The following is a 24,144-nucleotide window of genomic DNA, read 5'->3' as shown; positions in this document are numbered from 1 at the left end:
GCCGCGATGAAACTCGACTAGCCTGAAGGAACCTTTCGACGGAGAGCCTTCATGCGCCCCATGTATGCCGTAGCGATCCTTTCCCTCCTGGCCGGCTGTTCCTCGGTTCCCGCCGAGAAGACCCGGGCCATTCCCACCGACCGCCTGCTCGGCTTCCAGCAGCCGGTGAACGGCGGCGGGCGGCTGGAGGTCCACCGCGACTATGGCTACCTGGGCGGAGGCTGCTACGTGGCGTTCCTTATCGACCGCCAGGTGGCCGCGCGCATCGGCGTCGGCGAGGAAGCCAGCTTCCAGGTCCCGGCGGGCGAGCATGTGGTCGGCATCGGCATCGACACGCAGGACGACACCCTCTGCGGCAAGGGCCTGCTCAACCGCGAGCTGGGCGTCCATGTGGCCGCCGATGGCAGCGCCCGCTTCCGCATCGTCAGCGAGGCCAGTAGCGGCTTCGACATCCGCGCCGAATGAACCGTCGCCCGCCTTCGGCGCTCCGCCGCAGGACCAGCCGGCCCCCGCCGATCAGTCCTGCAGACGCTTCACGAGGCGCTGCTGGAGTTGCGCAAGCACCTCGGGATCGCCCTGCTTCGCCGCGTGGATACCGAGGTTCTCGCCGCTGAAGCGCGGGATGACGTGGAAGTGCAGATGGAACACGGTCTGCCCCGCGGGAGCGCCGTTGAACTGGGCGACCTGCACGCCGTCCGGCTGCACCTCGTCGACCAGCGCGCGGGCCAGGCGCTGGACCACAGCCATGACCCTGGCCAGGTTCTGCGCATCGATCTCGAGCAGGTTGCGCGCCTCGGCGTGCTTGGGGATCACCAGGGCGTGGCCGTACGATTGCGGGAACAGATCGAGGAAGGCGAGGACATCCTCGTCCTCGTAGATCTTGTAGCAGGGAGCTTCGCCGCGAATGATCTTGGCGAAGATGTTCTGGGAATCGTAAACGCCTTGCAGGCTCATGGAAGCTTTCCTTGGACGAAGCGGAGTAGACCTGCGCACCATACCGGCTCGCCCCAGGCTCGTCACGATGTGATACGCCGCGCGCGCCACACACTTCGAAAGAAATTGTCACAAGCCCGTCATCACCCTTCCCTACTTTCGTAGCACTCGCGGCCGGCCCGGCCGGCCGCCACAGCCACCTCCTCAACATAGGGAAATGCGTCATGACCCCAGGCTATCCCCTCGCCCTTTCTCTCGCCGTCTCCATGGCCGTGCTCGGCAGCGCTCTGCCGGCCCAGGCACGCCAGGACGATCCGTCGCTGTTCAACCGCCAGGCGCGCGGCGAAATCAGCGAATACGGCGGCGCGCGGCGCGTCGAGCAGGACCTGACCCAGGCCCTGAAGCAGTCGCTGTCGAAGAAGAAGGCGAAGAATGTGATCCTGCTGATCGGCGACGGCATGGGCGACTCCGAAATCACCGTGGCGCGCAACTACGCGCGCGGCGCGGGCGGCTACTTCAAGGGCATCGACGCGCTGCCGCTGACCGGCCAGTACACCCACTACGCCCTGCACAAGGACAGCGGCCTGCCGGACTACGTGACCGATTCCGCCGCTTCGGCCACCGCCTGGGCCACCGGGGTCAAGTCCTACAACGGCGCGATCGGCGTGGATATCCACGAGCAGCCGCACCGCAACCTGCTGGAACTGGCCAAGCTCAACGGCAAGGCCACCGGCAACGTCTCCACCGCCGAGCTGCAGGACGCCACTCCCGCCGCCCTGCTCGCCCACGTCACCGCTCGCAAGTGCTACGGCCCCGAGGCCACCAGCAAGCGCTGCCCGAGCAATGCCCTGGAGAACGGCGGCGCCGGCTCGATCACCGAGCAGTGGCTGAAGACCCGCCCTGACGTTGTCCTCGGCGGCGGCGCCGCGACCTTCGCGGAAACCGCCAAGGCTGGCCGCTACGCCGGCAAGACCCTGCGTGCCCAGGCCGAAGCCCGTGGCTACCGGATCGTCGAAAACCTCGACGACCTCAAGGCCGTGCGCCGCGCCAACCAGAAGCAACCGCTGATCGGCCTGTTCGCGCCGGGCAACATGCCGGTACGCTGGCTCGGTCCGACCGCCACCTACCACGGCAACCTGACCCAGCCGGCGGTGACCTGCGAGGCGAATCCGAAACGCACCGCCGACATCCCCACCCTGGCACAGATGACCAGCAAGGCCATCGAGCTGTTGAAGGACAATCCGAACGGTTTCTTCCTCCAGGTCGAGGGCGCGTCCATCGACAAGCAGGACCACGCCGCCAACCCCTGTGGCCAGATCGGCGAGACAGTCGATCTCGACGAAGCCGTGCAGAAGGCCCTGGCCTTCGCCAAGGCCGACGGCGAGACCCTGGTGATCGTCACCGCCGACCACGCCCATTCCAGCCAGATCATCCCGCCGGAAACCGCCGCGCCAGGGCTGACCCAGCTGCTCACGACCAAGGACGGCGCACCGCTGGCGATCAGCTACGGCAATTCCGAGGAAGGCTCCCAGGAACATACCGGCACCCAGCTGCGCATCGCCGCCTATGGCCCGCAAGCCGCCAATGTCACCGGCCTGACCGACCAGACCGACCTGTTCTTCACCATCCGTCGCGCACTGAACCTGCGCGACTGATCGGAGCAGAACGAAAGAGGCGCGCCGGTTTCGACCGGCGCGCCTCTTTCATTTCCCGCGGATTCCCTAGCCCTCGACCTGGCTCCACTGCTTGGCCAGGCGCTTGTCCGAGACCGGCAGCCGGGTTCCCAGTTGCTGGGCGAACAGCGAGACCCGGTACTCCTCCAGCATCCAGCGATACAACTGCAACTCGGCGTCGCGCTTGCCTTCCTGGGCGTGCTTGGCGAGGCGCGCCTGGTATTGCGCCCAGAGTTCGCCCAGCTCGCCGCTCCACACCCGGTCGCGCTGGACCTGGCCAGCGACCTTGTCCAGGCGCTGCTCGACAGCCTTGAGGTAACGCGGATACTCCTTCAACCACTCCAGCGGAGTGGCGCGGACGAAGCCCGGATAGACCAGGTTGGCCAACTGGCCCTTGACGTCGTTCAGCGGCACCGTCATGGCCAGGTCGACCTTGCCTTTGAAGCGCTTCTGCAGGCCGTGCCAGAGCTTGAGGATCTCCAGCACCAGGCGCGCCAGGCGCTCGGCATGCTCGTTCCAGGCGCCGCGCTTGCGTTCGGCCAGCGCCGCCAGGGCGGCACCGTCGCGCGGCAGGCTTTCGCCCTGCAGCACGCAGCTGTCGAGGCTGGCCAGAAGGATGTCCTCGACCAGCGCCTCGACCCGTCCCAGCTCGCGGTACAGCAGGCCCATCTCGGTCTGCCCCGGCAGCTTGGCGCGCAGGTACCTGGCCGGTTCGGCCAGTTGCTGCAACAGCAGTCGTTGCAGGGCGCGGCGGTGCTGGTAGTCGGCCTCGGCCTGGGTCGGGAAGCGCCCTTCCTTGACCTCGCCCTGCTCTTCCACCAGCGCCGGATACACTGTCATCGACAGCCCGGCGATCTTCTGCTGGACCTTCTCGGCGACGCTGGCGAAGGCCTTGGCCTCCACCGGCCGCTGCTGTTCCTCGCTCGCCTGGGGTATCGCCAGCGCCGCCTGGCTGGCTTCGGCGAAACGCGCGGTGAGTTCGGCCAGGTCGCGGCCCTCGCCGAGGAACTTGCCCTGGGCGTCGACCACCTCGATGTTCATCCGCAGGTGATCGTCCAGTTGCGTCGCCGCCTCGGCCCAGGCTTCGTCGGCCACCCGCGCGCCGGTCATGCGCTGCAGCTCGCGGCCCAGCGCCTGGGGCAGCGAGCCTTCGCCGAAGGTGATGCGCTCCAGGGCGGCACGGACGAAGTCCGGTACCGGCACGAAGCTCTTGCGGATCGCCTTCGGCAGGTTGCGCACCAGCGCCACCGCCTTCTCGTAGAGCAGGCCGGGCACCAGCCAGTCGATGCGCTCGGCCGGCAACTGCGGCAGCAGCGGCGCCGGTACCCGCACGGTGACACCGTCGCGCGCGGTGCCGGGCTCGAACTGGTAGCTCAGCGACAGCTGCAGGTCGCCCAGGCGCAGGCGGTCCGGGTACTGCGCGGCGGTGACCTCGCTGGCTTCGCGGGCCAGCACGTCTTCCTCGCGCATCAGCAGCAGGTCCGGCTGGTTCTGTCGCTCGCGGGCGTACCATTTCTCGAAACTGGCGGTCTGGTAGATGTCCGCCGGCAGGCGCGCGTCGTAATAGGCGAACAGGGTTTCCTCGTCGGCCAGGATGTCGCGCCGGCGCGCCTTGGCTTCCAGCTCGTCGAGCTTTTCCAGCAACTGCCGGTTGGCACTCAGGCACCTGGCGCGGCTGTTGATCTCGCCACGTACCAGGCCTTCGCGGATGAACAGCTCGCGCGCCACCGGCGGGTCGATCGGGCCGTAGTGCACCGGACGTCGGCCGATGACGATCAGGCCGTAGAGGGTGACCTGCTCGAACGCCACCACCTGGCCGCGACGCTTCTCCCAGTGCGGCTCGAAGTGGTTGGTCTTGATCAGGTGCCCGGCCAGCGGCTCCAGCCAGTCCGGCTCGATCTTCGCGACCATCCGCGCGAACAGCTTGGTGGTCTCCACCAGTTCGGCGGCCATGATCCATTGCGGGCGCTTGCGGGCGATGCCGCTGGACGGATGGATCCAGAAGCGTCGCTGGCGGGCGCCAAGGTAGTCGCCTTCCTCGGCCTTCTGGCCGATCTGGCTGAGCAGGCCGGACAGGATCGCCTTGTGCACCGCCGCGTAGTCGATGCCCGGCAGCTCGCGCTCGCCATTGGCCGGCGCGCCTTTCTTCGCCTCCGGCTTGCGCGCCTCGGCCCTGGCCGGGCGCCCGAACGGCAGCTTCAGCTCGCGGCAGATCAGGGTCAGCTGACGATGGGCGTCGCGCCACTCGCGCAGGCGCAGGTAGTTGAGGAAATTCTTCCGGCACCAGCTGCGCAGGGCGTTGGAACCCAGCGCCTGGCGCTGTTCCTCGAAGCCGCGCCAGAGATTGATCAGCGCGGCGAAGTCGGAATCCGGGTCTTTCCATTGCGCATGCGCCTGGTCGGCGGCCTGCTGGCGCTCCACCGGACGCTCGCGCGGATCCTGCACGGACAGCGCGCTGGCCACCGTCAGCACCTCCTCGAGGCTGCCCTGCTGGGCCGCCTCCAGCAGCATGCGCCCCAGCCGTGGGTCGATCGGCAGGCGCGCCAGCTGGCGCCCCAGCGGGGTCAGCTGGCCTTCGCGGTTGACCGCGGAAAGCTCCTGCAAGAGGGTGAAACCGTCCTTGATCGCCTTGCCGTCCGGCGGCTCGATGAAGGGGAACGCCTCGATGTCGCCCAGGCGCAGGTGGAGCATCTGCAGGATCACCGCGGCCAGGTTGGTGCGGAGGATTTCCGGATCGGTGAAGGCCGGACGCGCGTTGAAGTCCTCCTCGCTGTAGAGGCGCACGCAAATGCCCGGCTCGACCCGTCCGCAACGGCCCTTGCGCTGGTTGGCGCTGGCCTGCGACACCGCCTCGATGGGCAGCCGCTGGACCTTGGCGCGGTAGCTGTAGCGGCTGATCCGCGCGGTGCCGCTGTCGATCACGTAGCGGATGCCCGGCACCGTCAGCGAGGTCTCCGCGACGTTGGTGGACAGCACGATCTTGCGTCCCGGGCGCGGCTGGAAGATCTTCTGCTGCTCGGCCGGGGTCAGTCGCGCGTACAGCGGCAGCACCTCGGTATGGCGCAGGTTGGCCTTGCGCAGCATCTCCGCGGCGTCACGGATCTCCCGCTCGCCGGGGAGGAACACCAGCACGTCGCCGGGCCGCTTGCCGAGCTCGCGCTCGTGGGCGGCGATCTCCTCGAGGGCGGCGAGGATGCCCTGGTCCACCGAGAGGTCGTCCTCGACCCGGTTGCCCTCCTCGTCGGTTTCCGCCGCCAGCGGCCGGTACCAGGTCTCCACCGGATAGGTGCGGCCGGATACCTCGATCACCGGGGCGCCGTCGAAATGCCTGGAGAAGCGTTCCAGGTCGATGGTCGCCGAGGTGATGACCAGCTTCAGGTCCGGACGCCGGTGCAGCAGGGTCTTCAGGTAGCCGAGGAGGAAATCGATGTTCAGGCTGCGCTCGTGGGCCTCGTCGACAATCAGCGTGTCGTAGCGCTCCAGGTAGCGGTCGTGCTGGGTCTCGGCCAGGAGGATACCGTCGGTCATCAGCTTGATGAGCGTACTGTCGTCGCTCTGGTCCTCGAAGCGCACCTGGTAGCCGACCAGCGCGCCCAGCGGCGTACCGATCTCTTCCGCGACCCGCGTGGCGACGCTGCGTGCCGCCAGCCGGCGCGGCTGGGTGTGGCCGATCAGGCCGTGGGTGCCACGCCCCAGCTCCAGGCAGATCTTCGGCAACTGGGTGGTCTTGCCCGAACCGGTCTCGCCGGCGATCACCACCACCTGGTGGGCGGCGATGGCGGCCTTGATCTCGTCGCGCTTGGCGGCGATCGGCAGGCTGTCGTCGTAGCGGATCGCCGGCACGCTGGCGCGGCGCGCCTCGACCTTGGCGCAGGAAGCCTGGAAGCGCTCGACCCACTGCGCCAGGCGCGCGTCGTCGGGCTGCTTGCGCAGTTCGTGGAGCTGCCGGCGCAGGCGGTGGCGGTCGCTGATCTGGGCCTGGTCGATACGCCTGGCGAGCTGGTCGAAGGAAGGAGTCTGGTCGGTCATGTAGGCTATCGATGCTGTGGGCGTGGCGGAACTACGCGAGACGGGAAGAGCCTCCAGCCACTGCCGAGGCGAAAAATATTCGGAATTGTCGCAGATTTGGGCGGACGAGGACGAATCCCGGTTAACGCTCGCCGCCGCGATACGGCCGACGCTGCTGGTGGGCGATGGCCACCTCAGCGCTTGAGCACCTCGGCCAACGGCAGCGCATCGGTGGCGTCCGCCCGGTAGGCGGCGAGGCGTTCCTCGGCCACTCGCAACCCTTGGCGCTCCACCTCGGGGTCGGCGCGATCCAGGCTCTCCAGCAATGCCTCGTCCAGTTCCAACCGCCGGCTGACCGGCAGACGGCGTATTTCTCCGGCCAGGGCAGGATCGATGCGGGCCATGGGGATTTCCTGCGCCCGTGATGCGATGCCGGCACGCTCCGCACAGGCCGGCTCACCCCGCAACCGACTGCCTGCAACGAAGAAGCCCCGCATCGGCGGGGCTTCTTCAGGCAACGGCGGACTTACTTCTGGCCCGCTTTCTTCAGCTCTTCGTCGCGCAGTTCGCGGCGCAGGATCTTGCCGACGTTGGTGGTCGGCAGGCTGTCGCGGAACTCCACGGCTTTCGGCCGCTTGTAGCCGGTCAGGTTGTCATGCATGTGCTGCATGACCTGCTCCTTGGTCAGGGTCGCCCCCGGCTTGACCACCACGAAGACCTTGATCGACTCGCCGGACTTCTCGTCGGGGATGCCGATCGCGGCGCACTGCAGGACGCCCGGCAGGGTCGCCAGCACGTCTTCCAGTTCGTTCGGGTACACGTTGAAGCCGGAGACCAGGATCATGTCCTTCTTCCGGTCGACGATACGCATGTAGCCGTCTTCCTGGATGATCGCGATGTCGCCGGTCTTCAGCCAGCCATCGGCATCGAGGATTTCGTCGGTGGCCTCCTGGCGCTGCCAGTAGCCCTTCATCACCTGCGGACCTTTCACACAGAGTTCGCCGCGCTCGCCCAGCGGCACTTCCTGGCCGTCGTCACCGATCACCTTGCACAGGGTCGAGGGCACCGGGATGCCGATGGTGCCGACCTGGATGTTCTGGAACGGGTTGACCGACACCACCGGCGCGGTCTCGGTCATGCCATAGCCTTCGCAGATGGCGCAGCCGGTGACTTCCTTCCAGCGCTCGGCGGTGGCCAGCTGCAGCGCCATGCCGCCGGAAAGGGTCAGCTTCAGCGCGGAGAAGTCCAGCTTGCGGAAGGTCTCGTTGTTGCACAGGGCGACGAACAGGGTGTTCAGACCGACGAAGCCGGTGAACTTCCACTGGCCGAGGTCCTTGAGCATCGACGGCAGGTCGCGCGGGTTGGTGATCAGGATGTTGTGGTTGCCGGTGAGCATCATCGCCATGCAATGGAAGGTGAAGGCGTAGATGTGGTACAGCGGCAGCGGCGCGATGAGGATCTCGCAGCCCTCGTTGAGGTTGGCGCCCATCAGCGCCTTGCACTGCAGCATGTTCGCCACCAGGTTGCGGTGGGTCAGCATGGCGCCCTTGGCGACCCCGGTGGTGCCGCCGGTGTATTGCAGCACGGCGACATCGTCGGCCTTCGGCGCGGCTTCCTGGAACGACTTGCCGGCGCCCCTGGCCAGCGCGTCGGTCAGCTTGGTGGCTTGCGGCAGGCTGTAGGCCGGCACCATCTTCTTGATGTGCTTGACCACGAAGTTGACGATGAAGCGCTTCAGCGGCGGCAGGATGTCGCCGACTTCGGTGACGATCACCTGCTTGACGCCGGTCTTCGGCAGCACGCCCTCGACCAGGTGGGCCATGTTGGCCAGGCAGACCACCGCCTTGGCGCCGGAGTCGTTGAACTGGTGCTCCAGCTCGCGCGCGGTGTACAGCGGGTTGGTGTTGACCACGATGAGGCCGGCGCGCATGGCGCCGAAGACCACGATGGGGTACTGCAGGACGTTGGGCAACTGGACGGCGATGCGGTCGCCGGGCTTGAGATCGGTGTGCTGCTGCAGGTAGGCGGCGAAGTCGCCGGACAGCTTGTACAGCTCGCCGTAGGTCAGGGTCTTGCCCAGGTTGGTGAACGCGGGCTTGGTGGCAAAACGTTGGCAGGACTCCTTCAGTACCGACAGGATGTTCGGGTACTGGTCGGGATTGATCTCGGCAGCAATACCCGCTGGGTACTTGTCCTTCCAGAAGTTTTCGATCATGGAAGCCCACTCCTAAGCAACAGCTAATCTTCACCGCTCATGGCGGCATCTTGTTGTGATCTGCTCGCTAACCCTGGTCCCAGGGCTATTAGGCGCGCCGAGATTATCAGCTTTGCCAGGGGCAGACCAGCACCAAACATGACCTATCCAGTCAAAAAAATGACCGAGACATTAGTCTCGGTCACGGTCTTTCCTGTCCCTGGCAAATGCCCGTTTCAGGGCCCTGTAGGGCCGTCAGGCGATTTCGCGCAGCTCACGACGGAGGATTTTACCCACAGGCGTCATCGGTAATGCATCCTTGAGCACAATCTGTCGCGGAATTTTGTATCCGGTGAAGTTTTCCTTGCAGTAGGCCTTCAGCTCCTCGACCGACAGGCTCGGGTCGCGCGCGACCACGAAGAGCTTCACCGCCTCGCCGGATTTCTCGTCGGGAATGCCCACCGCGGCGCAGCTGGCCACCTTCGGGTGGGCCATCACCACGTCCTCGATCTCGTTGGGATAGACGTTGAAGCCGGAGACCAGGATCAGGTCTTTCTTGCGGTCGACGATGCGCACGAAACCATCGCCGTCGATCACCGCGATGTCGCCGGTCTTGAGCCAGCCCTCGGCATCGAGGATTTCCTCGGTGGCCTCCGGCCGCTGCCAGTATCCCTTCATCACTTGCGGACCTTTCACGCAGAGCTCTCCGCGTTCTCCTACAGGCAGCTCCTTGCCCTCCTCGTCGATCACCTTCAGCGCCGTGCCCACCACCGGGATCCCCACCGTGCCCAGGCGCGCCTGCTCGCCGTAGGGGTTGGTGGTCACCACCGGCGAGCATTCGGTGAGGCCATAACCTTCCACCACGGTGCAGCCGGTGACGCCCTTCCAGCGCTCGGCAGTGGCGCTGACCAACGCGGTGCCACCGGAGTTGGTGAGCTTCAGGTTGGAGAAATCGATGTCCTTGAACCCGGGGTGCTCCATCAGCGCGACGAACAGGGTGTTGAGGCCGAGCAGCGCGGAGAACCGCCATTTCTTCAGTTCCCTGACAAAACCGGGGATGTCGCGCGGATTGGTGATCAGCACGTTGTGGTTGCCGCTGACCATCATGCACATGCAGTTCGCGGTGAAGGCATAGATGTGGTACAGCGGCAGCGGCGCGATCATCACTTCCTGCGCCTCCTTCATCAGCGGCAGGCCGTCCTTGCCGAGCTGGGACAGCTGCGCATGGACCTGCAGCATGTTCGCCACCAGATTGCCATGGCTGAGCATCGCGCCCTTGGACACGCCGGTGGTGCCACCGGTGTACTGCAGGACGGCAATGTCTTCCAGGCCCACCCTGACCGGCTGCAAGGCATGCCCCTGGCCCTGCTTCAGCGCCTGCTTGAACGGTAGCGCCTGCGGCAGCTGGTAGTCCGGCACCATCTTCTTCACCGACTTCACCACGCTGTTCACCAGCCAGCCCTTCAGCGCCGGCAGCAGGTCGCCCATGCGCGCCTCGATCAGATACTCGATCCGCGTATCCGGGAGCACTTCCTGGACCAGCTTGCCGAACAGGTTCAGGTAGACCAGCGCGCGCACGCCGGCGTCCTTGAACTGGTGGCGCATCTCGCGGGCGGTGTACAGCGGGTTGGTGTTGACCACGATGAGCCCGGCGCGCAGGGCGCCGAACACCGCGATGGGGTATTGCAGGACGTTGGGCATCTGCACCGCGATGCGGTCGCCGGGCTTGAGGTCGGTGTGCTTCTGCAGGTAGGCGGCGAAGGCGGCGGACAGGCGATCGAGTTCGGCGTAGCTGAGCGTCACACCGAGGTTGCTGAAGGCCGGGCGGTCGGCGAATTTCTTGCAGGAGCGCTCGAAGACCTCGACCACGGAACGGTAGGCGGCGAAGTCGAGACTGTCGGGTACGCCGGCCGGGCGCTTGTCGTTCCAGAATTCAGGTTGCATTTATTCTTGTCCTCTTACCTGAGCGGGTCTGGCCCGCGTGAGCGGGGCATCCGGCAACTTAGCAGCTGCGCCGGGCAGCGCAAATACTCGACCTGCCCTTATTGATAGTGTGAATCTCGAGCCTGTCGCCATCCGCCGTGCGCCGTCCTAGAGCGGCTTTACCGCAAAGACGGCGCTTTTCCGGGTGGAAACCGCGCACGCTGCTAGAATGCGCCGGAACGCGTCCGCCCGGCACAAGGAACGAACATGCCCGCCGCTGCCTACTGGCTTCCCGCCAGCGACGAAACCCCGCTGTACACTCGCCACTGGCCCTGCGAAAAGGCCATCGGCGCGGTGATGCTGGCCCACGGCATGGCCGAGCACGCGGGCCGCTACGAGCGGCTCGCCGCCGCGCTGAACGCCGCCGGCTACCACCTCTATGCCATCGACCAGCGCGGCCACGGCCAGACCGCCAATGCCGACGAACTCGGCCACTTCGCCGACCACGGCGGCTGGGGCAAGGTGGTCGGAGACCTGGCCAGCCTGAACCACCATATCCGCCAGCAGCACCCGGAGCTGCCGATCTTCCTGCTGGGCCACAGCATGGGCAGCTACATCTCCATGGCCTACCTGCTGCACCACAGCTGCAGCCTGCAGGGCGCGGTGCTGTCCGGCTCCAACTACCAGCCACGGGCGCTCTACCGTGCCGCCCGGCTGATCGCCCGCTTCGAGCGCTGGCGCCAGGGCCCGCTGGGCAAGAGCGCGCTGATCGACTTCCTTTCGTTCGGCTCCTTCAACAAGGCGTTCAGGCCCAACCGCACCGCCTTCGACTGGCTCAGCCGCGACCCGCAGGAAGTCGACCGGTACGTCGCCGACCCGCTGTGCGGTTTCCGCTGCAGCAACCAGCTGTGGGTCGACCTGCTCGGCGGCCTGGCCGACATCACCCCGCTCGCCCACCTGCGCCAGATCGACGCGGAGCTGCCGCTGCTGGTCATCGGCGGCGAGCGCGACCCGGTCAGCCAGGGCAAGCGCCTGCACGACCTGGCCGATGCCCTGCGCGGCGCCGGCCTGCGCCAGGTGAGCCTGAAAACCTATCCCGAGGCCCGCCACGAGCTGTTCAACGAGAGCAACCGCGACGCGGTCACCCAAGACCTGATCGACTGGCTGGAACAGGCCCTGCGCCACCGCCGGGATCATTCGACAAAGGAGAGAACATGAGCCAGGTACAGAACATTCCCTACGCCGAACTCGAGGTCGGGCAGAAGGCCGAATACACCAGCAGCATCGCCGAACGCGACCTGCAGTTGTTCGCCGAAGTCTCCGGCGACCGCAACCCGGTGCACCTGGACGCCGCCTACGCGGCCACCACCCAGTTCAAGGAGCGCATCGCCCACGGCATGCTCAGCGGCGCGCTGATCAGCGCGGCGATCGCCACCGTGTTGCCCGGCCCGGGCACCATCTACCTCGGCCAGACCCTGCGTTTCACCCGTCCGGTGAAACTCGGCGACGACCTGCGGGTCGAGCTGGAAGTCCTGGAAAAGCTGCCGAAGAACCGTGTGCGCATGGCCACCCGGGTGTTCAACCAGGCCGGCAAGCAAGTGGTCGACGGCGAAGCGGAGATCATGGCGCCGGAAGACAGGCTCAGCGTCGAGCTGGCCGAACTGCCGCCGATCAGCATCGGCTGATCGGCTTCCCCTGCCGTCGGGCCGTCCAGCCCGGCGGACTTGCCGGGCCGCCGCGCGCTGCTCTACCCTGTCGGCTGTCTTACCTCAATCTTCAGGGATAACCGAAGGCATCACCGCCCGAAACCCCTCACCCGGGAATCGGAGCCGCCATGGACCTTCGCTTGCTGTCGCTAGCCCTGACCACCTTCGCCGCCGGCCTGGCGGAAAGCATCCTGATCGGCATCCTGCCGCCACTGGCCGCAGACCTGCGGGTCTCCATCAGCCTGGCCGGCCAGCTGACCACCCTGTTCTCCCTCGGCTTCGCCGTCGCCGCGCCGCTGCTCAGCTGGCTGACCCGTCGTGTCGAACGCCGCCGCCTGTTGCTGGCGACGCTGCTGACGTTCGCCCTCTGCAACGCGCTCGCCGCCCTGGCCCCGGGCTATGCCGGCCTGTTGCTGGCGCGCCTGGGGATGGCGGCCTGCTGCGGGCTGCTGATCGTCCTGGCCAGCCTGCTCGCCGCCGAACTCGCTGCCCCGGGCCAGCGCGGCCGGGCGATCGGCCTGATCTTCGTCGGCATCAGCGGCTCGCTGGTGTTCGGCGTGCCGCTGGGCGTGCTGGTCAGCGACTGGTTCGGCTGGCGCTGGATCTTCGCCGGTATCGCCCTCTATTCGCTGCCGCTGTGCCTGCTGCTCTGGCGCTGCCTGCCGCAACGCCAGCCCGGCGACCTGCCAGGCCGCGAAGGCTACCTCCGGCAATTGCGCCAACCGGCGCTGTGGCTCGCGCAACTGGTCTCGATCCTGTTGCTCGGCGGGCACTTCACCCTGTTCGCCTACTTCACCCCGTACCTGGCGAGCATGGCCGGCATCCGCTCGGCCGACGAGGTCAGCCTGATCCTCCTGCTGATCGGCCTGGCGGCGCTGAGCGGCGGCTACATGGGCGGCTGGCTGGCCGACCGCCTCGGCCACCGGCGCGCCCTGCAATGGGTGCCGGCGGCGTTCGCCGTGGCGTTGGCAGCCCTCCCGCCGAGCCTGGGCAGCGCCTGGTTCGTACCGGTACTGATGGTCTGGAGCGCGATCAGCTGGATGATCTCGCCGGTGGTGCAGAGCTTCCTGCTTCGTAGCGACCCGGCCAGCGGTTCCGCCGGCGTCGCCCTGAACACCTCGGCGATGCACCTGGGCGTGGGTCTCGGGGCGGCGCTGGGCGGCCTGGTGGTGGCGCTGCTGGGGGTCGCCGCGACACCCTGGGTCGGCCTCGCCCTGGTACTGGCGGCGCTGGCCTGTGCCCTCGGCGCCTGTGCGCTGAGCGGCGCCGCGCAGGCGCTGCCGCTCAGTCGCCCTGCACGGTGACGCTGGCGGTCATCCCGGCGCTGAGGTGGACGCCTGCGGGCACCTGGTCGAGGCGTATGCGCACCGGGATACGCTGGGCCAGGCGCACCCAGTTGAAGGTCGGCTCGACGTTGGCCAGCAACTGGCCGTCCGGCGTCGAATTGCGGTCGGTGATGCCGCTGCTGATGCTCTCCACCGTGCCCGCGATCGGCTGGTCGCCGCTCATCAGGCGGACCTGGGCGCGCATGCCGACGCGGATACCAGGCAGCTTGGTTTCCTCGAAGTAGGCGACCACATAGAAGGACTGCTGGTCGACCAGCGCCATCACCGCCTGGCCCGCCGTGGCGTAGTTGCCCTGAGCCAGGCGCAGGTTGGTCACCTGGCCGTTGCGCGCAGCGCGCAGTTCGCTGCGCTTGAGGTTGAGTTCGGCGATCTTCACCTGGGCCAGCGCCTCCTGGTACTCGCTACGGGCGATGGCCGCGTTGATCTGGGCGTTTTCCTTGTCCTCGGCGCTGATCGCGCCGATGCCCAGGCGGCTGCGCCGGGCCGCCTCGTTCTGCCGCAGCAGGTATTGCTGGTGACGGGTTTCGGCGACGGCGCGGGCCTGCTCCAGGTTGGCCTGGTAGCGCTCCTGGTCGATGCGCATCAGCACGTCGCCGACCTTGACCACCTGGTTGTCCTTCACTTGCAGATCGGTGACCCAGCCGGATACGTCCGGCGCCACCACCACCACGTCGGCCCGCACGCGGGCGTCGCGGGTCCAGGGCGAGAGCATGTAGTAGCGCCAGAGCCAGATACCGGCGAGGACAGCAGCGACCACCACCAGCAGGGTGACGACGACGCGAAGCGATGCACGCATGCGAATCTCCTTCTCGGGGCGACGCAATCAGGTCGTGGCCGCCCAGGTAATGCCACTCAACATCAGGATGAACAGGGCGCAGTCGAACAGCGCCTCGTGCCAGACCCAGCGACGCAGCGGCGTCTTCTGGATCAGCACCCGCAGCGCGGCGGTGGCCGCCAGCGCCAGCAGGGCATAGACGAACAGCGGGCTGAGGTAGACGCCGCCCCAGGCCCATTCATGCAGACTCATGGACTTCCTCCTGCTGGCACCACTGCTGCCAGGTGAACAGCAACTGCGCCAGGGCCGCGCGCGCCAGGCGGCTGGCCTCGTCGTCGTGGCGGACGTCGCGCTCCAGGGCCTCGCGCAGCGGCTGGCTGATGCGCTCCAGACGCTCGCCGCGCGGGTCGTCGGGGCCGGCCTCGAGCAGGTCGCCCAGCTCGCCGAGGAAGCGGTCGCGCGCCTTGCGCAGGACACCCCGCGCACCCTCCAGGCAGGCCCGCAGGTGGATCAGCTCGTTGCCCAGGTCAAGCGCCAGCAGGCCGTCGTCCCAGCGCCGGCGCTCCCGCTCCGGCAACAGGTTGGCGTGCCGCGCCAGGCGCAGCAGGCGGTCGGCCATGCGCCCGCCGAACCAGTTCTCCGCCTGCGCCAGCGGACGCCGGGTCAGGCGGCCGAGGTCGACGCAGGTGGCGTCGAGCAGACGTCGGGTCAGCCAGCCCGGACGCAAGGTCAGCAGGCGGAAGATCACCACCGCGAAACCGACCCCGATCAGCACGCCCTGGGCGGAATTGAGCAGCGCCGCGAGGTCGTAGTTCATCTGGTTGCGCGGCGCGACCAGGACGATGAAATGGATCGCGAACGAGGTGGCGGTGCCGGCGGTGACCGGCACCGCCATGCCCAGGGTGGCGAAGAACAGCGGCACGCCCATGGCCAGGCAGAGCAGCGGGAAACCGTTCCACTGCGGCAGCAGCCACTGGCTGACCAGCATCGCCGCCGGGATGGCATAGACGATACCGCGCAGGAAGCTCAGGCCGATGGCCACCGCATTGTCGCGGTTGGCGAACAGGCTGCAGACCACCGCCGCCAGCAGCATCGCGCCGGACGCCGCCGGCCAGGCGGTATGGATCCAGTAGAGCGACAGCCCGAGCAGTGCCAGGGCGCTGCGCGCACCGTAGAACAACGCCATCTGCAGGTCGCGGTGCCAGGACAGGGTGCCGGCGCTGCCGACCCGCCCCGCGATCTCGCCGCTGGCCACCGCACGCATGCCCCTCTCGGCGTTCACCGCCTTGAGCAGCAGCACCGAGCAGCGGGTCAGCAGGTAGCGCTGGTCGTTGCTCCACTGCGGCTCGACCGCGACCTGTGCCAATTCCTCGCGCAGCGCCTGCATCGACACCGGGTCGGCCTCCTCCAGGGCGGTGGCCAGCGCGGCCAGCCAGCGTTCCACCTGGCGCTCATCCTCTTCGCTCAGCCGCGCCCGTTGCCGGGCCACGCCGCGCGCGGTGCGCAACAGGCTGAGCAGGTCGCGCGACAGCAGCGCCAGCGCCCCGGCCCGGCGCCGCCCGCGCTCGCCTTCGAACCAGGCGTGGTCGCGTTGCGCATCGACCTCGACGATCCTGCTCAACGCATTGAGCAACCCCTGCGGCTGGCGCTGGCGCGGGTCGATCTCGCCACGCGCGGCCTGCATGCCCAGCAGCCAGGTGGCATGGGCCTGCTTGTCGAGGTCCTGCTCGACCCGCTGCGGCCAGAGGATCGCGCTGACCACCGAGGCACAGATGATCCCCAGGCAGATCTCGGTGCTGCGCGCCACCGCCTGCTCGAAGACCAGCAGCGGCTGGTCCACCGCCGGCAGGCCGATGATCGCTACCGTGTAACCGGCCAGTACGAAGGCATAGGAAATGTGGTTGCGCAGCGAGGTCGAGGCCGCCGTGCAGAGTCCCAGCCAGAGCGAGATGGCCAGCAGGAACAGCCAGGGCGTCTGGGCGAACAGCGCGATCATCAGCACCGACATGGCGGTGCCGACCAGGGTGCCGAGCAGACGGAACAGGCCTTTCGCCACCACCATGCCGGACAGCGGCTGGGACACGATCAGCACGGTCATCAGCGCCCACTGCGGCTGTTCCAGGTCGAAACGGAAGGCGCACCACAACGCCAGGCCACCGGCCAGGAGCGTCTTGATGGCGAACTTGAGCGCCAGCGTCGAAGGTGCCAGGAACGGCTTCCAGTGAATGGGCACGGAGTCTTCCGAAACGGGGTCTACATCAGCATAGATAGCCGGCGGGTGTCGCGGCGATATGTGCAGCTTATATTATTAGGCTGCTAACTATATCGTCCAGCGCCATTCGTAGCATCCCCTCCGGGCGTACGCCGGCCGGGCTTTTGCGGGCACAAAAAAACGGGCGACCGAAGTCGCCCTAAGTGCCTTGCGTGCTCTGTGTATCGGGAAGGATCAGCCCTTGCGGCTGTGGGAATCCTTCCAGATGAAGTAACCGACCCCACCGAAGAAAGCGACCATGAGGCCTACCGTAAGAATCCCTGCGAGAACCACTTCGTCGATGAACATGTTGATGGCCTCCAGTTGCCGGTTGGGTGTTGCTCGATGGGCTCAGATTAGCGAGGCACGGCGGCGCAATATTGACCTGGATCAATCGCCCGGACGGGCCGTTTCGGCCAGGTGCATGACACTGATCCAGGTCAAGTTTCGCGGGACGGAGAATGCGGTCGGACGCCGCAGATGAGCGAAGGAAGGCGCCGGATCGGCGCAGGTCGCCACAGGAAGAGGCCGCCGGCGAGCGCGGCGGCGGAAGGTTCAGCGTTTCTTCGGCTTGCCCTTGGACTTCTTTCGCGGCTTGCCCAGCGGCAGTACCTGTTCGAAGGCCTTGCGCACCTCCTGCAGGCGTTTCTCGTGCACATCGTGGATGCGCTTGTCGCGCTCGGCGCTGAGGTCGATCACCTTGTCGTCGTCGTTCATGGCTGGGGATACACCAGGCGGAAGGTCAGGTTCAAACGGGGCATGCAGGAGCGACGGGTCTTCGCCACCTGATGCTGCCAATGATGCTGGGTTGCGCCGCGCATGACCAGCAGGCTGCCATGGCTCAGTTCCAGGGAGTGGGCGATGCGGCTCTGGCCCTTGCGCCGGAGGTCGAAGCGCCGGGTGCCGCCGAGGCTCAGCGAGGCGACCAGCGGCTCGCGGCGCAGCTCGGGTTCGTCGTCGCTGTGCCAGCCCATGGAGTCCTGGCCGTCGCGATAGTAGTTCAGCAGCACGCCATTGACCCGCTGGCCGACCTCGCGCTCCACGCGTTCGCGGATCTCGCCGAGCAGCGCGGTCCAGGGCAACGGCCGGTGGACCCGGCCGGAATAGCGATAGATGGCTTCGGCGTCGCCGTACCAGGCCACCAGGCGCGGCGTCGGGTATTCCTCGCCATGGATGCGCAGGACCGGCTGTTCCCAGGGAGTCTCCTGTTCCAGGCGCAACAGCCAGGCGCTCGCCAGCGGCGCCTCCAGCCAGTGCGGAAGGTAGCGCAGCTCGGCGTCCGGCAGGGTCAGGGGCACGTCGGCGAACAGGTCCATGGGCGGCAGGTTACTACGCCGGAACCGGTGGCTGAAGCGCGGAAAACCAGGGTTACACTTCGATGTCGATCAATCGCCCCTTGCGCGGCGGCTCGTCCGCCGCGGGGGTTTGCGCCGCGTCATCGGCCGGCGCCTCGCCCTCGTCCTCGCTGCCGGCTTGCGCGCCGCCGCCCTGGCGACGCTGGCGACGGCGGTACTCCTCTTCCAGCCAGCTTTCCTCGTCACGCTCCTGGCGCAAGGCGACGCCATCGCTGCCCGCGCCGGCCTGGGTCGGCGCGACCGGCGGCGTGGCCGGCCGGGGCTTGGGCGGGTCCTGCTGGACGGTGACCGGTATCAGGCCCTGGGGAATCGGCGGGAGCATGCAGGCGACCTCTCTGGGTAATGCCGCGTGCAAGGGGTTCTCGCGGCGTGCCGGTTTGCGGCGTTCTTCTACGAGGGCTGTCGGCCGCCTCCGGGTCCTGCTTGAGGACAGAGCGGCAGCGGTCCGACGGATGGCGCTGCGAGAACGTCCTCACAGCCTGCGCAATCCATCGCCAACCGTCGCTCAACGCCCTGCGATCCGGTACCATACTCGGCTTTTTTCGGGAGGTGGACATGGCGCAGTATCAACCGGGGCAACGCTGGATCAGCGACAGTGAAGCGGAATTGGGCCTGGGGACCATCCTGGCCCAGGATGGCCGCCTGCTCACCGTGCTCTATCCGGCGACCGGCGATACCCGCCAGTACGCCTTGCGCAATGCGCCGCTGACCCGCGTGCGCTTCGCCCCCGGCGACGAGGTGACGCACTTCGAGGGCTGGAAGATGACCGTCCGCGAAGTCGAGGAAAGCGAAGGCCTGCTGGTCTACCACGGCCTCACCGCGCAGAACGAGCAGCGCACCCTGCCGGAAACCCAGCTCTCCAACTTCATCCAGTTCCGCCTCGCCAGCGACCGCCTGTTCGCAGGCCAGATCGACCCCCTGCCCTGGTTCTCCCTGCGCTATCACACCCTGGAACGCCGCAGCCAGTTGCTCCAGTCGTCGCTCTGGGGCCTCGGCGGCGCCCGCGCCCAGCCGATCGCTCACCAACTGCACATCGCCCGCGAAGTTGCCGACCGCATGGCGCCGCGCGTCCTGCTGGCCGACGAAGTGGGCCTGGGCAAGACCATCGAGGCCGGCCTGATCATCCATCGCCAACTGCTCTCCGGCCGCGCCGGGCGGGTGCTGATCCTGGTCCCGGAAAACCTCCAGCACCAGTGGCTGGTGGAGATGCGTCGGCGCTTCAACCTGCAGGTCGCTTTGTTCGACAGCGAGCGCTTCGCCGAAAGCGATGCCAGCAACCCCTTCGAGGACACCCAGCTGGCCCTGGTCGCCCTGGAGTGGCTGAAGGACGACGAGCGCGCCCAGGACGCCCTGTTCGCCGCCGGCTGGGACCTGCTGGTGGTCGACGAAGCCCACCACCTGGTCTGGCACCAGGACCAGGTCAGCGCCGAATACGCGCTGGTCGAACAACTGGCGGAGATCATTCCCGGCGTCCTGCTGCTCACCGCGACCCCGGAGCAACTCGGCCAGGACAGCCACTTCGCGCGCCTGCGCCTGCTCGATCCGAACCGTTTCCATGACCTCGAGGCCTTCCGCCGGGAAAGCGAGCAATACCGCCCGGTCGCCGAAGCGGTGCAGGAACTGCTCGACCACGGCAGTCTTTCCGCCGGCGCGCGCCAGGCCATCCACGGCTTCCTCGGCAGCGAGGGCGACGAGCTGCTGGCCAGCGTCGAGGGTGGCGATGAAGAAGCCCGCTCGCGCCTGGTCCGCGAACTGCTCGATCGCCATGGCACCGGCCGCGTGCTGTTCCGCAATACCCGCGCCGCCGTGCAGGGCTTCCCTCAGCGCGAGCTGCACGCCTATCCGCTACCGATGCCGAGCCAGTACCAGGAGCTGCCCGCCGGCGAGCACCCGGACCTGTATCCGGAGGTCAACTTCCAGCAGCAGTGGGAAGACGCCGACGACAACAACCGCTGGTGGCGCTTCGACCCGCGCGTCGAGTGGCTGATCGATACCCTCAAGATGCTCAGGCAGTTCAAGGTCCTGGTCATCTGCGCCCACGCCGAGACCGCCCTCGACCTGGAGGACGCCCTGCGCCTGCGCTCGGGCATCTCCGCCACGGTGTTCCACGAAGGCATGAGCATCCTCGAGCGTGACCGCGCCGCCGCCTACTTCGCCGACGAAGAGTTCGGCGCCCAGGTGCTGATCTGCTCGGAAATCGGCAGCGAAGGTCGCAACTTCCAGTTCGCCCACCACCTGGTGCTGTTCGACCTGCCGGCCCACCCGGACCTGCTCGAACAGCGCATCGGCCGTCTCGACCGGATCGGCCAGCAGCACACCATTCAGCTGCATGTCCCGCACCTGGAGAACAGCGCCCAGCAACGCCTGTTCCAGTGGTACCACCAGGCGCTCAACGCCTTCCTCAACACCTGCCCCACCGGCAATGCCCTGCAGCACGAGTTCGGCCCGCGCCTGCTGCCGCTGCTCGACGGCGGCGAGGACAAGGCCTGGGAGGCGCTGCTCGACGAAGGCCGCGCCCGTCGCGAAGCCCTCGAGGCGGAGCTGCACAGCGGGCGCGACCGCCTGCTGGAGCTGAATTCCGGCGGTGCCGGCGAAGGTGAGGCGCTGGTGGAGGCGATCGAGGAGCAGGACGACGACTTCGCCCTGCCGATCTACATGGAGCGCCTGTTCGACGCCTACGGCATCCATAGCGAAGACCATTCGGAAAATGCCCTGATCCTCAAGCCGAGCGAGAAGATGCTCGACGCCGGCTTCCCCCTCGGCGACGACGAAGGCGTGACCATCACCTACGACCGCGCCCAGGCCCTGGCCCGCGAGGACATGCAGTTCCTCACCTGGGAGCACCCGATGGTGCAGGGCGGCATGGACCTGGTGTTGTCCGGCTCGATGGGCAATACCTCGGTGGCGCTGATCAAGAACAAGGCGCTGAAACCCGGGACCGTGCTGCTCGAACTGCTGTTCGTCAGCGAGGCCGTCGCGCCGCGCGCCCTCCAGCTCGGCCGCTGGCTGCCGCCGCAGGCGCTGCGCTGCCTGCTCGATGGCAACGGCAATGACCTGGCCGCCCGGGTTTCCCTGGAAACCCTCAACGACCAGTTGGAAAGCGTGCCGCGGGTCAGCGCCAACAAGTTCGTCCAGGCCCAGCGCGACGTGCTGGCCAAGCAGTTCGACGTGGCCGAGGGCAAGATCGTCCCGCGTCATGAGGAACGCGTAGCCAAGGCCAAGCAGCAGTTCGCCGCCGCCATGGACGAGGAACTGGCGCGCCTGACCGCCCTCAAGGCGGTCAACCCGAGCGTCCGCGACAGCGAGCTGGACAGCCTGCGCACCCAGCGCGAGGAAGGCCTGGCCCTGCTCGACAAGGCATCCCTGCGCCTGGAGGCGATCCGCATCCTGGTCGCCGGCTGACGTCCGGCAACGGCTGCGCGGGACAAGAAGCCATGGGCATCCCCCATGGCTTCTTTCATTTCCACGGCGGCGGCTGCCGCGCGGTGCCCCTTCGCCCCGTTCCCAGGCCCTCGCCGGGCCGAAGACTGGACGTTGCGGCGGAATCGCAACGGTCGCCCTGCGACTTATTGACCTCCGGCAAAGGTCCGCTCCCCACGAGGGACTACAGTGTCCTTGAAGTTTCAAGAACGCCCGGCGGGCGGACACTCACTCTGGAGGGACACCTTATGTACGATCGCATTCTGGTAGCCGTGGACGGCAGCCCGGTCTCCGACCGAGCCCTGGAAGAGGCCATCAAGCTGGCCGGCCTCAGCGGCGGCAAGCTGCGCGTCATCACCATCGTCGACAGCCCGCTGCGCCACCTCCCCGACTACGCGGTGTACTACAACCCCGAGCCGCTGCGCGAAGCCGCGCTGAAGGCCGCGGACGACGTCCTGGCCAAGGCCCGCGAGAAGGTCGAGGCGAGCAACGTCGAAGGAGCCACCTTCGACCGCGTCTGCCAGGAGCGCGCCAGCGAGGAAATCGCCGAGCGCATCGAGCTCGAGGCCCAGGCCAGCGATGCCGACGTGGTGGTCATGGGTACCCATGGCCGTCGCGGCATGCGCCGCCTGATGCTTGGCAGCGTGGCGGAAGGCCTGATCCGCGTGGCCTCGCGCCCGGTGCTGCTGGTCCGCGACAAGTAAGACGAAAGCCGATGAAAAAGGCCGTGGAGGGAAACCTCCACGGCCTTTTTCGTTCAACGCCCGACGCTCACTGGGCAGGCCCCGGCGCGCGACAGCCGGCGAAGATGTCCAGGCCCGGCTGGTACACCGACGTCTGCACGTCCAGCAGGCCGAGCACCGAATGGAACAGGTTGTCGTGGCTCAGGCCCTTCTCGTCACGCTTGCCGTCCAGGCAACTGCGCTGGATTCCCCAGTTGCCCAACGCCTGCGGGGCGAACCACATGACCATCGGCACGTGGATCTGCGCCTGGGGCGCTATCGAATAGGGCGCGGCGTGCAGGTAGACGCCGTTCTCGCCCAGCGATTCGCCATGGTCGGAGACGTAGATCATCGCCGTGTCACGCTTGTCGGCGTTGCGCTTGAGCAGTTCGATCACCTGCGACAGGAAGTGGTCGGTATAGAGGATGGTGTTGTCGTAGACATTGACCAGTTCCTCCTTGCTGCAACTGCCGAGCTGGTTGGTCCGGCATACCGGCTGGAAGCGCTCCATCTCCTTCGGGTAGCGCTCGTAGTACTCCGGGCCGTGGCTGCCGTCGGAATGCAGAACGATGATGGCGTTGTCCTTCAGCCCGTCGATGTACTCCTGCAGGCCCACCAGCAGCGACTCGTCCAGGCAGTTCCTGCCGTCGCAGAACGGGCTCGGCTGGGTCTTCGGGATGTCCCGGTTGGGCACCCGCAGGCAGGTGCCCTTGCAGTCGCTGTTGTTCTCCAGCCACAGCACCTGCACCCCGGCGCGCTGGAGGATGTCCAGCAGGCCCTCGTGGGTCTTGGCCTTCTTGTCGCTGTAATCCTCGCGCGGGTACTGGGAGAACATGCAGGGCACCGAGACCGCGGTGGAAGTGCCGCAGGAATGGACCTGGGTGAAATTGAGGATGTCCTGCTTCTTCAGTTCCGGGTTGGTCTCGCGGGCATAGCCGTTCAACGAGAAATGATCGGCACGGGCGGTCTCGCCGACCACGAACACCAGCAGCGATTTCTTCTCCCGCTGCAGCGCCGCCGGCGCCTGGCGGGCATCCAGGCCGATCGGCTCGACCACCAGGTGCTCCTTGATCACCAGGCGCTGCTTGGCGTACTTGCCGACGGCGTAGATATAGTTGGTCGGGTTGATGAAGTGGGTCAGCTTGTCTTCCTCGCGGAAGATCGGCGCGTAGGTGGAATAGAAGCTGCCTACCATCACCGCGACGATCAGCAGGCAACCGGCGATCGTCAGGATCTTGTTCAGCAGGCCGCGGAAGAACGACCGGTAGCGCACCGGCCAGAGCCAGACCAGCAGCGATGGCAGGACACCGAGCAGCAGCAGGTAGCCGAGCAGGGTCGGGTTGACCAGGTCGCCGGCCTCGGTGGCGTTGGTCTCGAAGACGTTCTGCACCATCACCGTGTCGATGCTGATGCCGTAGCTGCCCATGAAGTAGGTCGCCCCGGCCGAGCACAGGGCGACCAGGGTCAGGACCGGCTTGAGCAACGGGCGGAACGAAACCAGGGTGAGCAGCAGGGTGAAGGCCGCCCACAGGAACACCGCGAACGAAGCGAAGAAGGCGAAGCCCTTCAGGCCCTGCAGCGGCACCAGGCCATGCAGGGCCTTCCAGGTCGCCGCGTTGTAGAACACCACCAGAACCAGCGCGAACAACATCACCAGCCGGGTCGAACCGATGACCGGCAAGAAACGCTTGAGACCCCCACCCATTGAAGCAACTCCTGAACAGAACGAACCACGCCACCCCCGTGGCGGGGCGCCCGAACTCTATCGGGCGCCTGGTCAAAATTTCGTGAAGCCCCGCTAACCCCTGGAGGCGCTGCGATCATGCCCGTGGCGGTGA

At 67.2% G+C, this 24,144-nt stretch carries 20 protein-coding genes; 7 read left to right on the top strand and 13 right to left on the bottom strand.

What is annotated here, in order from left to right; translation table 11 throughout:
• Nucleotides 1-51: 51 nt before the first annotated feature.
• A complete protein-coding gene (locus PSPA7_RS08750) occupies nucleotides 52-465 on the top strand; it encodes a 3-isopropylmalate dehydratase large subunit (protein ID WP_012074939.1) in 414 nt (137 codons plus the stop codon).
• Nucleotides 466-516: 51 nt separating this feature from the next.
• On the opposite strand, the gene PSPA7_RS08745 is transcribed toward PSPA7_RS08750, so the two are convergent.
• Nucleotides 517-954: an HIT family protein gene (locus tag PSPA7_RS08745; protein WP_012074938.1), complete on the bottom strand. Its 438-nt coding sequence runs from the start codon at nucleotides 952-954 to the stop codon at nucleotides 517-519.
• A gap of 203 nt (nucleotides 955-1,157) precedes the next feature.
• Between PSPA7_RS08745 and phoA the strand changes: the two genes are divergently transcribed.
• Entirely contained in the window at nucleotides 1,158-2,588 is a 1,431-nt protein-coding gene (gene phoA, locus PSPA7_RS08740; RefSeq protein WP_012074937.1) for an alkaline phosphatase, read from the top strand.
• A gap of 66 nt (nucleotides 2,589-2,654) precedes the next feature.
• Here phoA and hrpA read toward each other — a convergent pair whose 3' ends face one another.
• The 4 genes from hrpA to fadD2 form a co-directional block, all read right to left on the bottom strand.
• Entirely contained in the window at nucleotides 2,655-6,635 is a 3,981-nt protein-coding gene (gene hrpA, locus PSPA7_RS08735; protein ID WP_012074936.1) for an ATP-dependent RNA helicase HrpA, read from the bottom strand.
• 173 nt (nucleotides 6,636-6,808) lie between these two features.
• Entirely contained in the window at nucleotides 6,809-7,018 is a 210-nt protein-coding gene (locus PSPA7_RS08730) for an addiction module protein (RefSeq protein ID WP_012074935.1), read from the bottom strand.
• Nucleotides 7,019-7,140: 122 nt separating this feature from the next.
• A complete protein-coding gene (fadD1, locus tag PSPA7_RS08725; protein WP_012074934.1) occupies nucleotides 7,141-8,829 on the bottom strand; it encodes a long-chain-fatty-acid--CoA ligase FadD1 in 1,689 nt (562 codons plus the stop codon).
• Nucleotides 8,830-9,063: 234 nt separating this feature from the next.
• A complete protein-coding gene (gene fadD2 / locus PSPA7_RS08720; protein ID WP_012074933.1) occupies nucleotides 9,064-10,752 on the bottom strand; it encodes a long-chain-fatty-acid--CoA ligase FadD2 in 1,689 nt (562 codons plus the stop codon).
• Between the two features lie 246 nt (nucleotides 10,753-10,998).
• On the opposite strand from fadD2, the gene PSPA7_RS08715 reads away from it, so the two are divergent.
• The 3 genes from PSPA7_RS08715 (at nucleotide 10,999) to PSPA7_RS08705 (ending at nucleotide 13,741) form a co-directional block, all read left to right on the top strand.
• A complete protein-coding gene (locus PSPA7_RS08715) occupies nucleotides 10,999-11,949 on the top strand; it encodes an alpha/beta hydrolase (RefSeq protein ID WP_012074932.1) in 951 nt (316 codons plus the stop codon).
• The gene (locus PSPA7_RS08710) at nucleotides 11,946-12,416 is read left to right on the top strand and encodes a MaoC family dehydratase (RefSeq protein WP_003151072.1); all 471 of its coding nucleotides are present in this window, start codon (nucleotides 11,946-11,948) and stop codon (nucleotides 12,414-12,416) included. The genes PSPA7_RS08715 and PSPA7_RS08710 overlap by 4 nt, the downstream gene beginning before the upstream one ends.
• Nucleotides 12,417-12,565: 149 nt before the next feature.
• Nucleotides 12,566-13,741 carry an MFS transporter gene (locus PSPA7_RS08705; RefSeq protein ID WP_012074931.1) on the top strand — a complete coding sequence of 392 codons (1,176 nt, stop codon included), beginning with the start codon at nucleotides 12,566-12,568 and terminating at the stop codon, nucleotides 13,739-13,741.
• Here the strand turns inward: PSPA7_RS08705 and PSPA7_RS08700 are convergent.
• The 7 genes from PSPA7_RS08700 to PSPA7_RS08675 all read right to left on the bottom strand — a co-directional run bounded on the left by PSPA7_RS08700 (nucleotide 13,722) and on the right by PSPA7_RS08675 (nucleotide 18,486).
• Complete coding sequence (locus tag PSPA7_RS08700) at nucleotides 13,722-14,579, bottom strand: efflux RND transporter periplasmic adaptor subunit (protein WP_012074930.1); 858 nt, start codon at nucleotides 14,577-14,579, stop codon at nucleotides 13,722-13,724. The genes PSPA7_RS08705 and PSPA7_RS08700 overlap by 20 nt on opposite strands.
• A gap of 27 nt (nucleotides 14,580-14,606) precedes the next feature.
• Nucleotides 14,607-14,810, bottom strand: a complete 204-nt coding sequence (locus PSPA7_RS08695; protein ID WP_012074929.1) for a DUF1656 domain-containing protein — start codon at nucleotides 14,808-14,810, stop codon at nucleotides 14,607-14,609.
• A complete protein-coding gene (locus tag PSPA7_RS08690) occupies nucleotides 14,797-16,791 on the bottom strand; it encodes an FUSC family protein (protein WP_012074928.1) in 1,995 nt (664 codons plus the stop codon). The genes PSPA7_RS08695 and PSPA7_RS08690 overlap by 14 nt, the downstream gene beginning before the upstream one ends.
• A gap of 213 nt (nucleotides 16,792-17,004) precedes the next feature.
• A complete protein-coding gene (gene ccoM, locus PSPA7_RS32895) occupies nucleotides 17,005-17,118 on the bottom strand; it encodes a cytochrome c oxidase subunit CcoM (protein ID WP_003091657.1) in 114 nt (37 codons plus the stop codon).
• A 246-nt stretch (nucleotides 17,119-17,364) separates the two neighbouring features.
• Nucleotides 17,365-17,526 carry a hypothetical protein gene (locus PSPA7_RS32380; RefSeq protein WP_012074927.1) on the bottom strand — a complete coding sequence of 54 codons (162 nt, stop codon included), beginning with the start codon at nucleotides 17,524-17,526 and terminating at the stop codon, nucleotides 17,365-17,367.
• Nucleotides 17,523-18,125, bottom strand: coding sequence for an alpha-ketoglutarate-dependent dioxygenase AlkB family protein (locus PSPA7_RS08680; RefSeq protein WP_012074926.1), 603 nt, complete (start codon nucleotides 18,123-18,125; stop codon nucleotides 17,523-17,525). Before PSPA7_RS08680 ends, PSPA7_RS32380 begins: the two co-directional genes overlap by 4 nt.
• Nucleotides 18,126-18,177: 52 nt before the next feature.
• A complete protein-coding gene (locus PSPA7_RS08675; RefSeq protein WP_012074925.1) occupies nucleotides 18,178-18,486 on the bottom strand; it encodes a hypothetical protein in 309 nt (102 codons plus the stop codon).
• A 227-nt stretch (nucleotides 18,487-18,713) separates the two neighbouring features.
• On the opposite strand from PSPA7_RS08675, the gene rapA reads away from it, so the two are divergent.
• Together rapA and uspN are read left to right on the top strand one after the other, a co-directional pair.
• Nucleotides 18,714-21,566, top strand: coding sequence for an RNA polymerase-associated protein RapA (rapA, locus tag PSPA7_RS08670; RefSeq protein ID WP_170870639.1), 2,853 nt, complete (start codon nucleotides 18,714-18,716; stop codon nucleotides 21,564-21,566).
• Between the two features lie 266 nt (nucleotides 21,567-21,832).
• Nucleotides 21,833-22,288, top strand: a complete 456-nt coding sequence (uspN, locus tag PSPA7_RS08665) for a universal stress protein UspN (protein ID WP_003091672.1) — start codon at nucleotides 21,833-21,835, stop codon at nucleotides 22,286-22,288.
• 67 nt (nucleotides 22,289-22,355) lie between these two features.
• Here uspN and PSPA7_RS08660 read toward each other — a convergent pair whose 3' ends face one another.
• Nucleotides 22,356-24,011 carry a phosphoethanolamine transferase gene (locus PSPA7_RS08660; protein ID WP_012074922.1) on the bottom strand — a complete coding sequence of 552 codons (1,656 nt, stop codon included), beginning with the start codon at nucleotides 24,009-24,011 and terminating at the stop codon, nucleotides 22,356-22,358.
• Nucleotides 24,012-24,144 lie beyond the last annotated feature (133 nt).

The organism is Pseudomonas paraeruginosa PA7, assembly GCF_000017205.1.
Classification (GTDB): Bacteria; Pseudomonadota; Gammaproteobacteria; order Pseudomonadales; family Pseudomonadaceae; genus Pseudomonas; species Pseudomonas paraeruginosa.
Note: the sequence above shows the minus strand (reverse complement) of the source record. Positions and strands in the feature narration are given on the sequence as shown.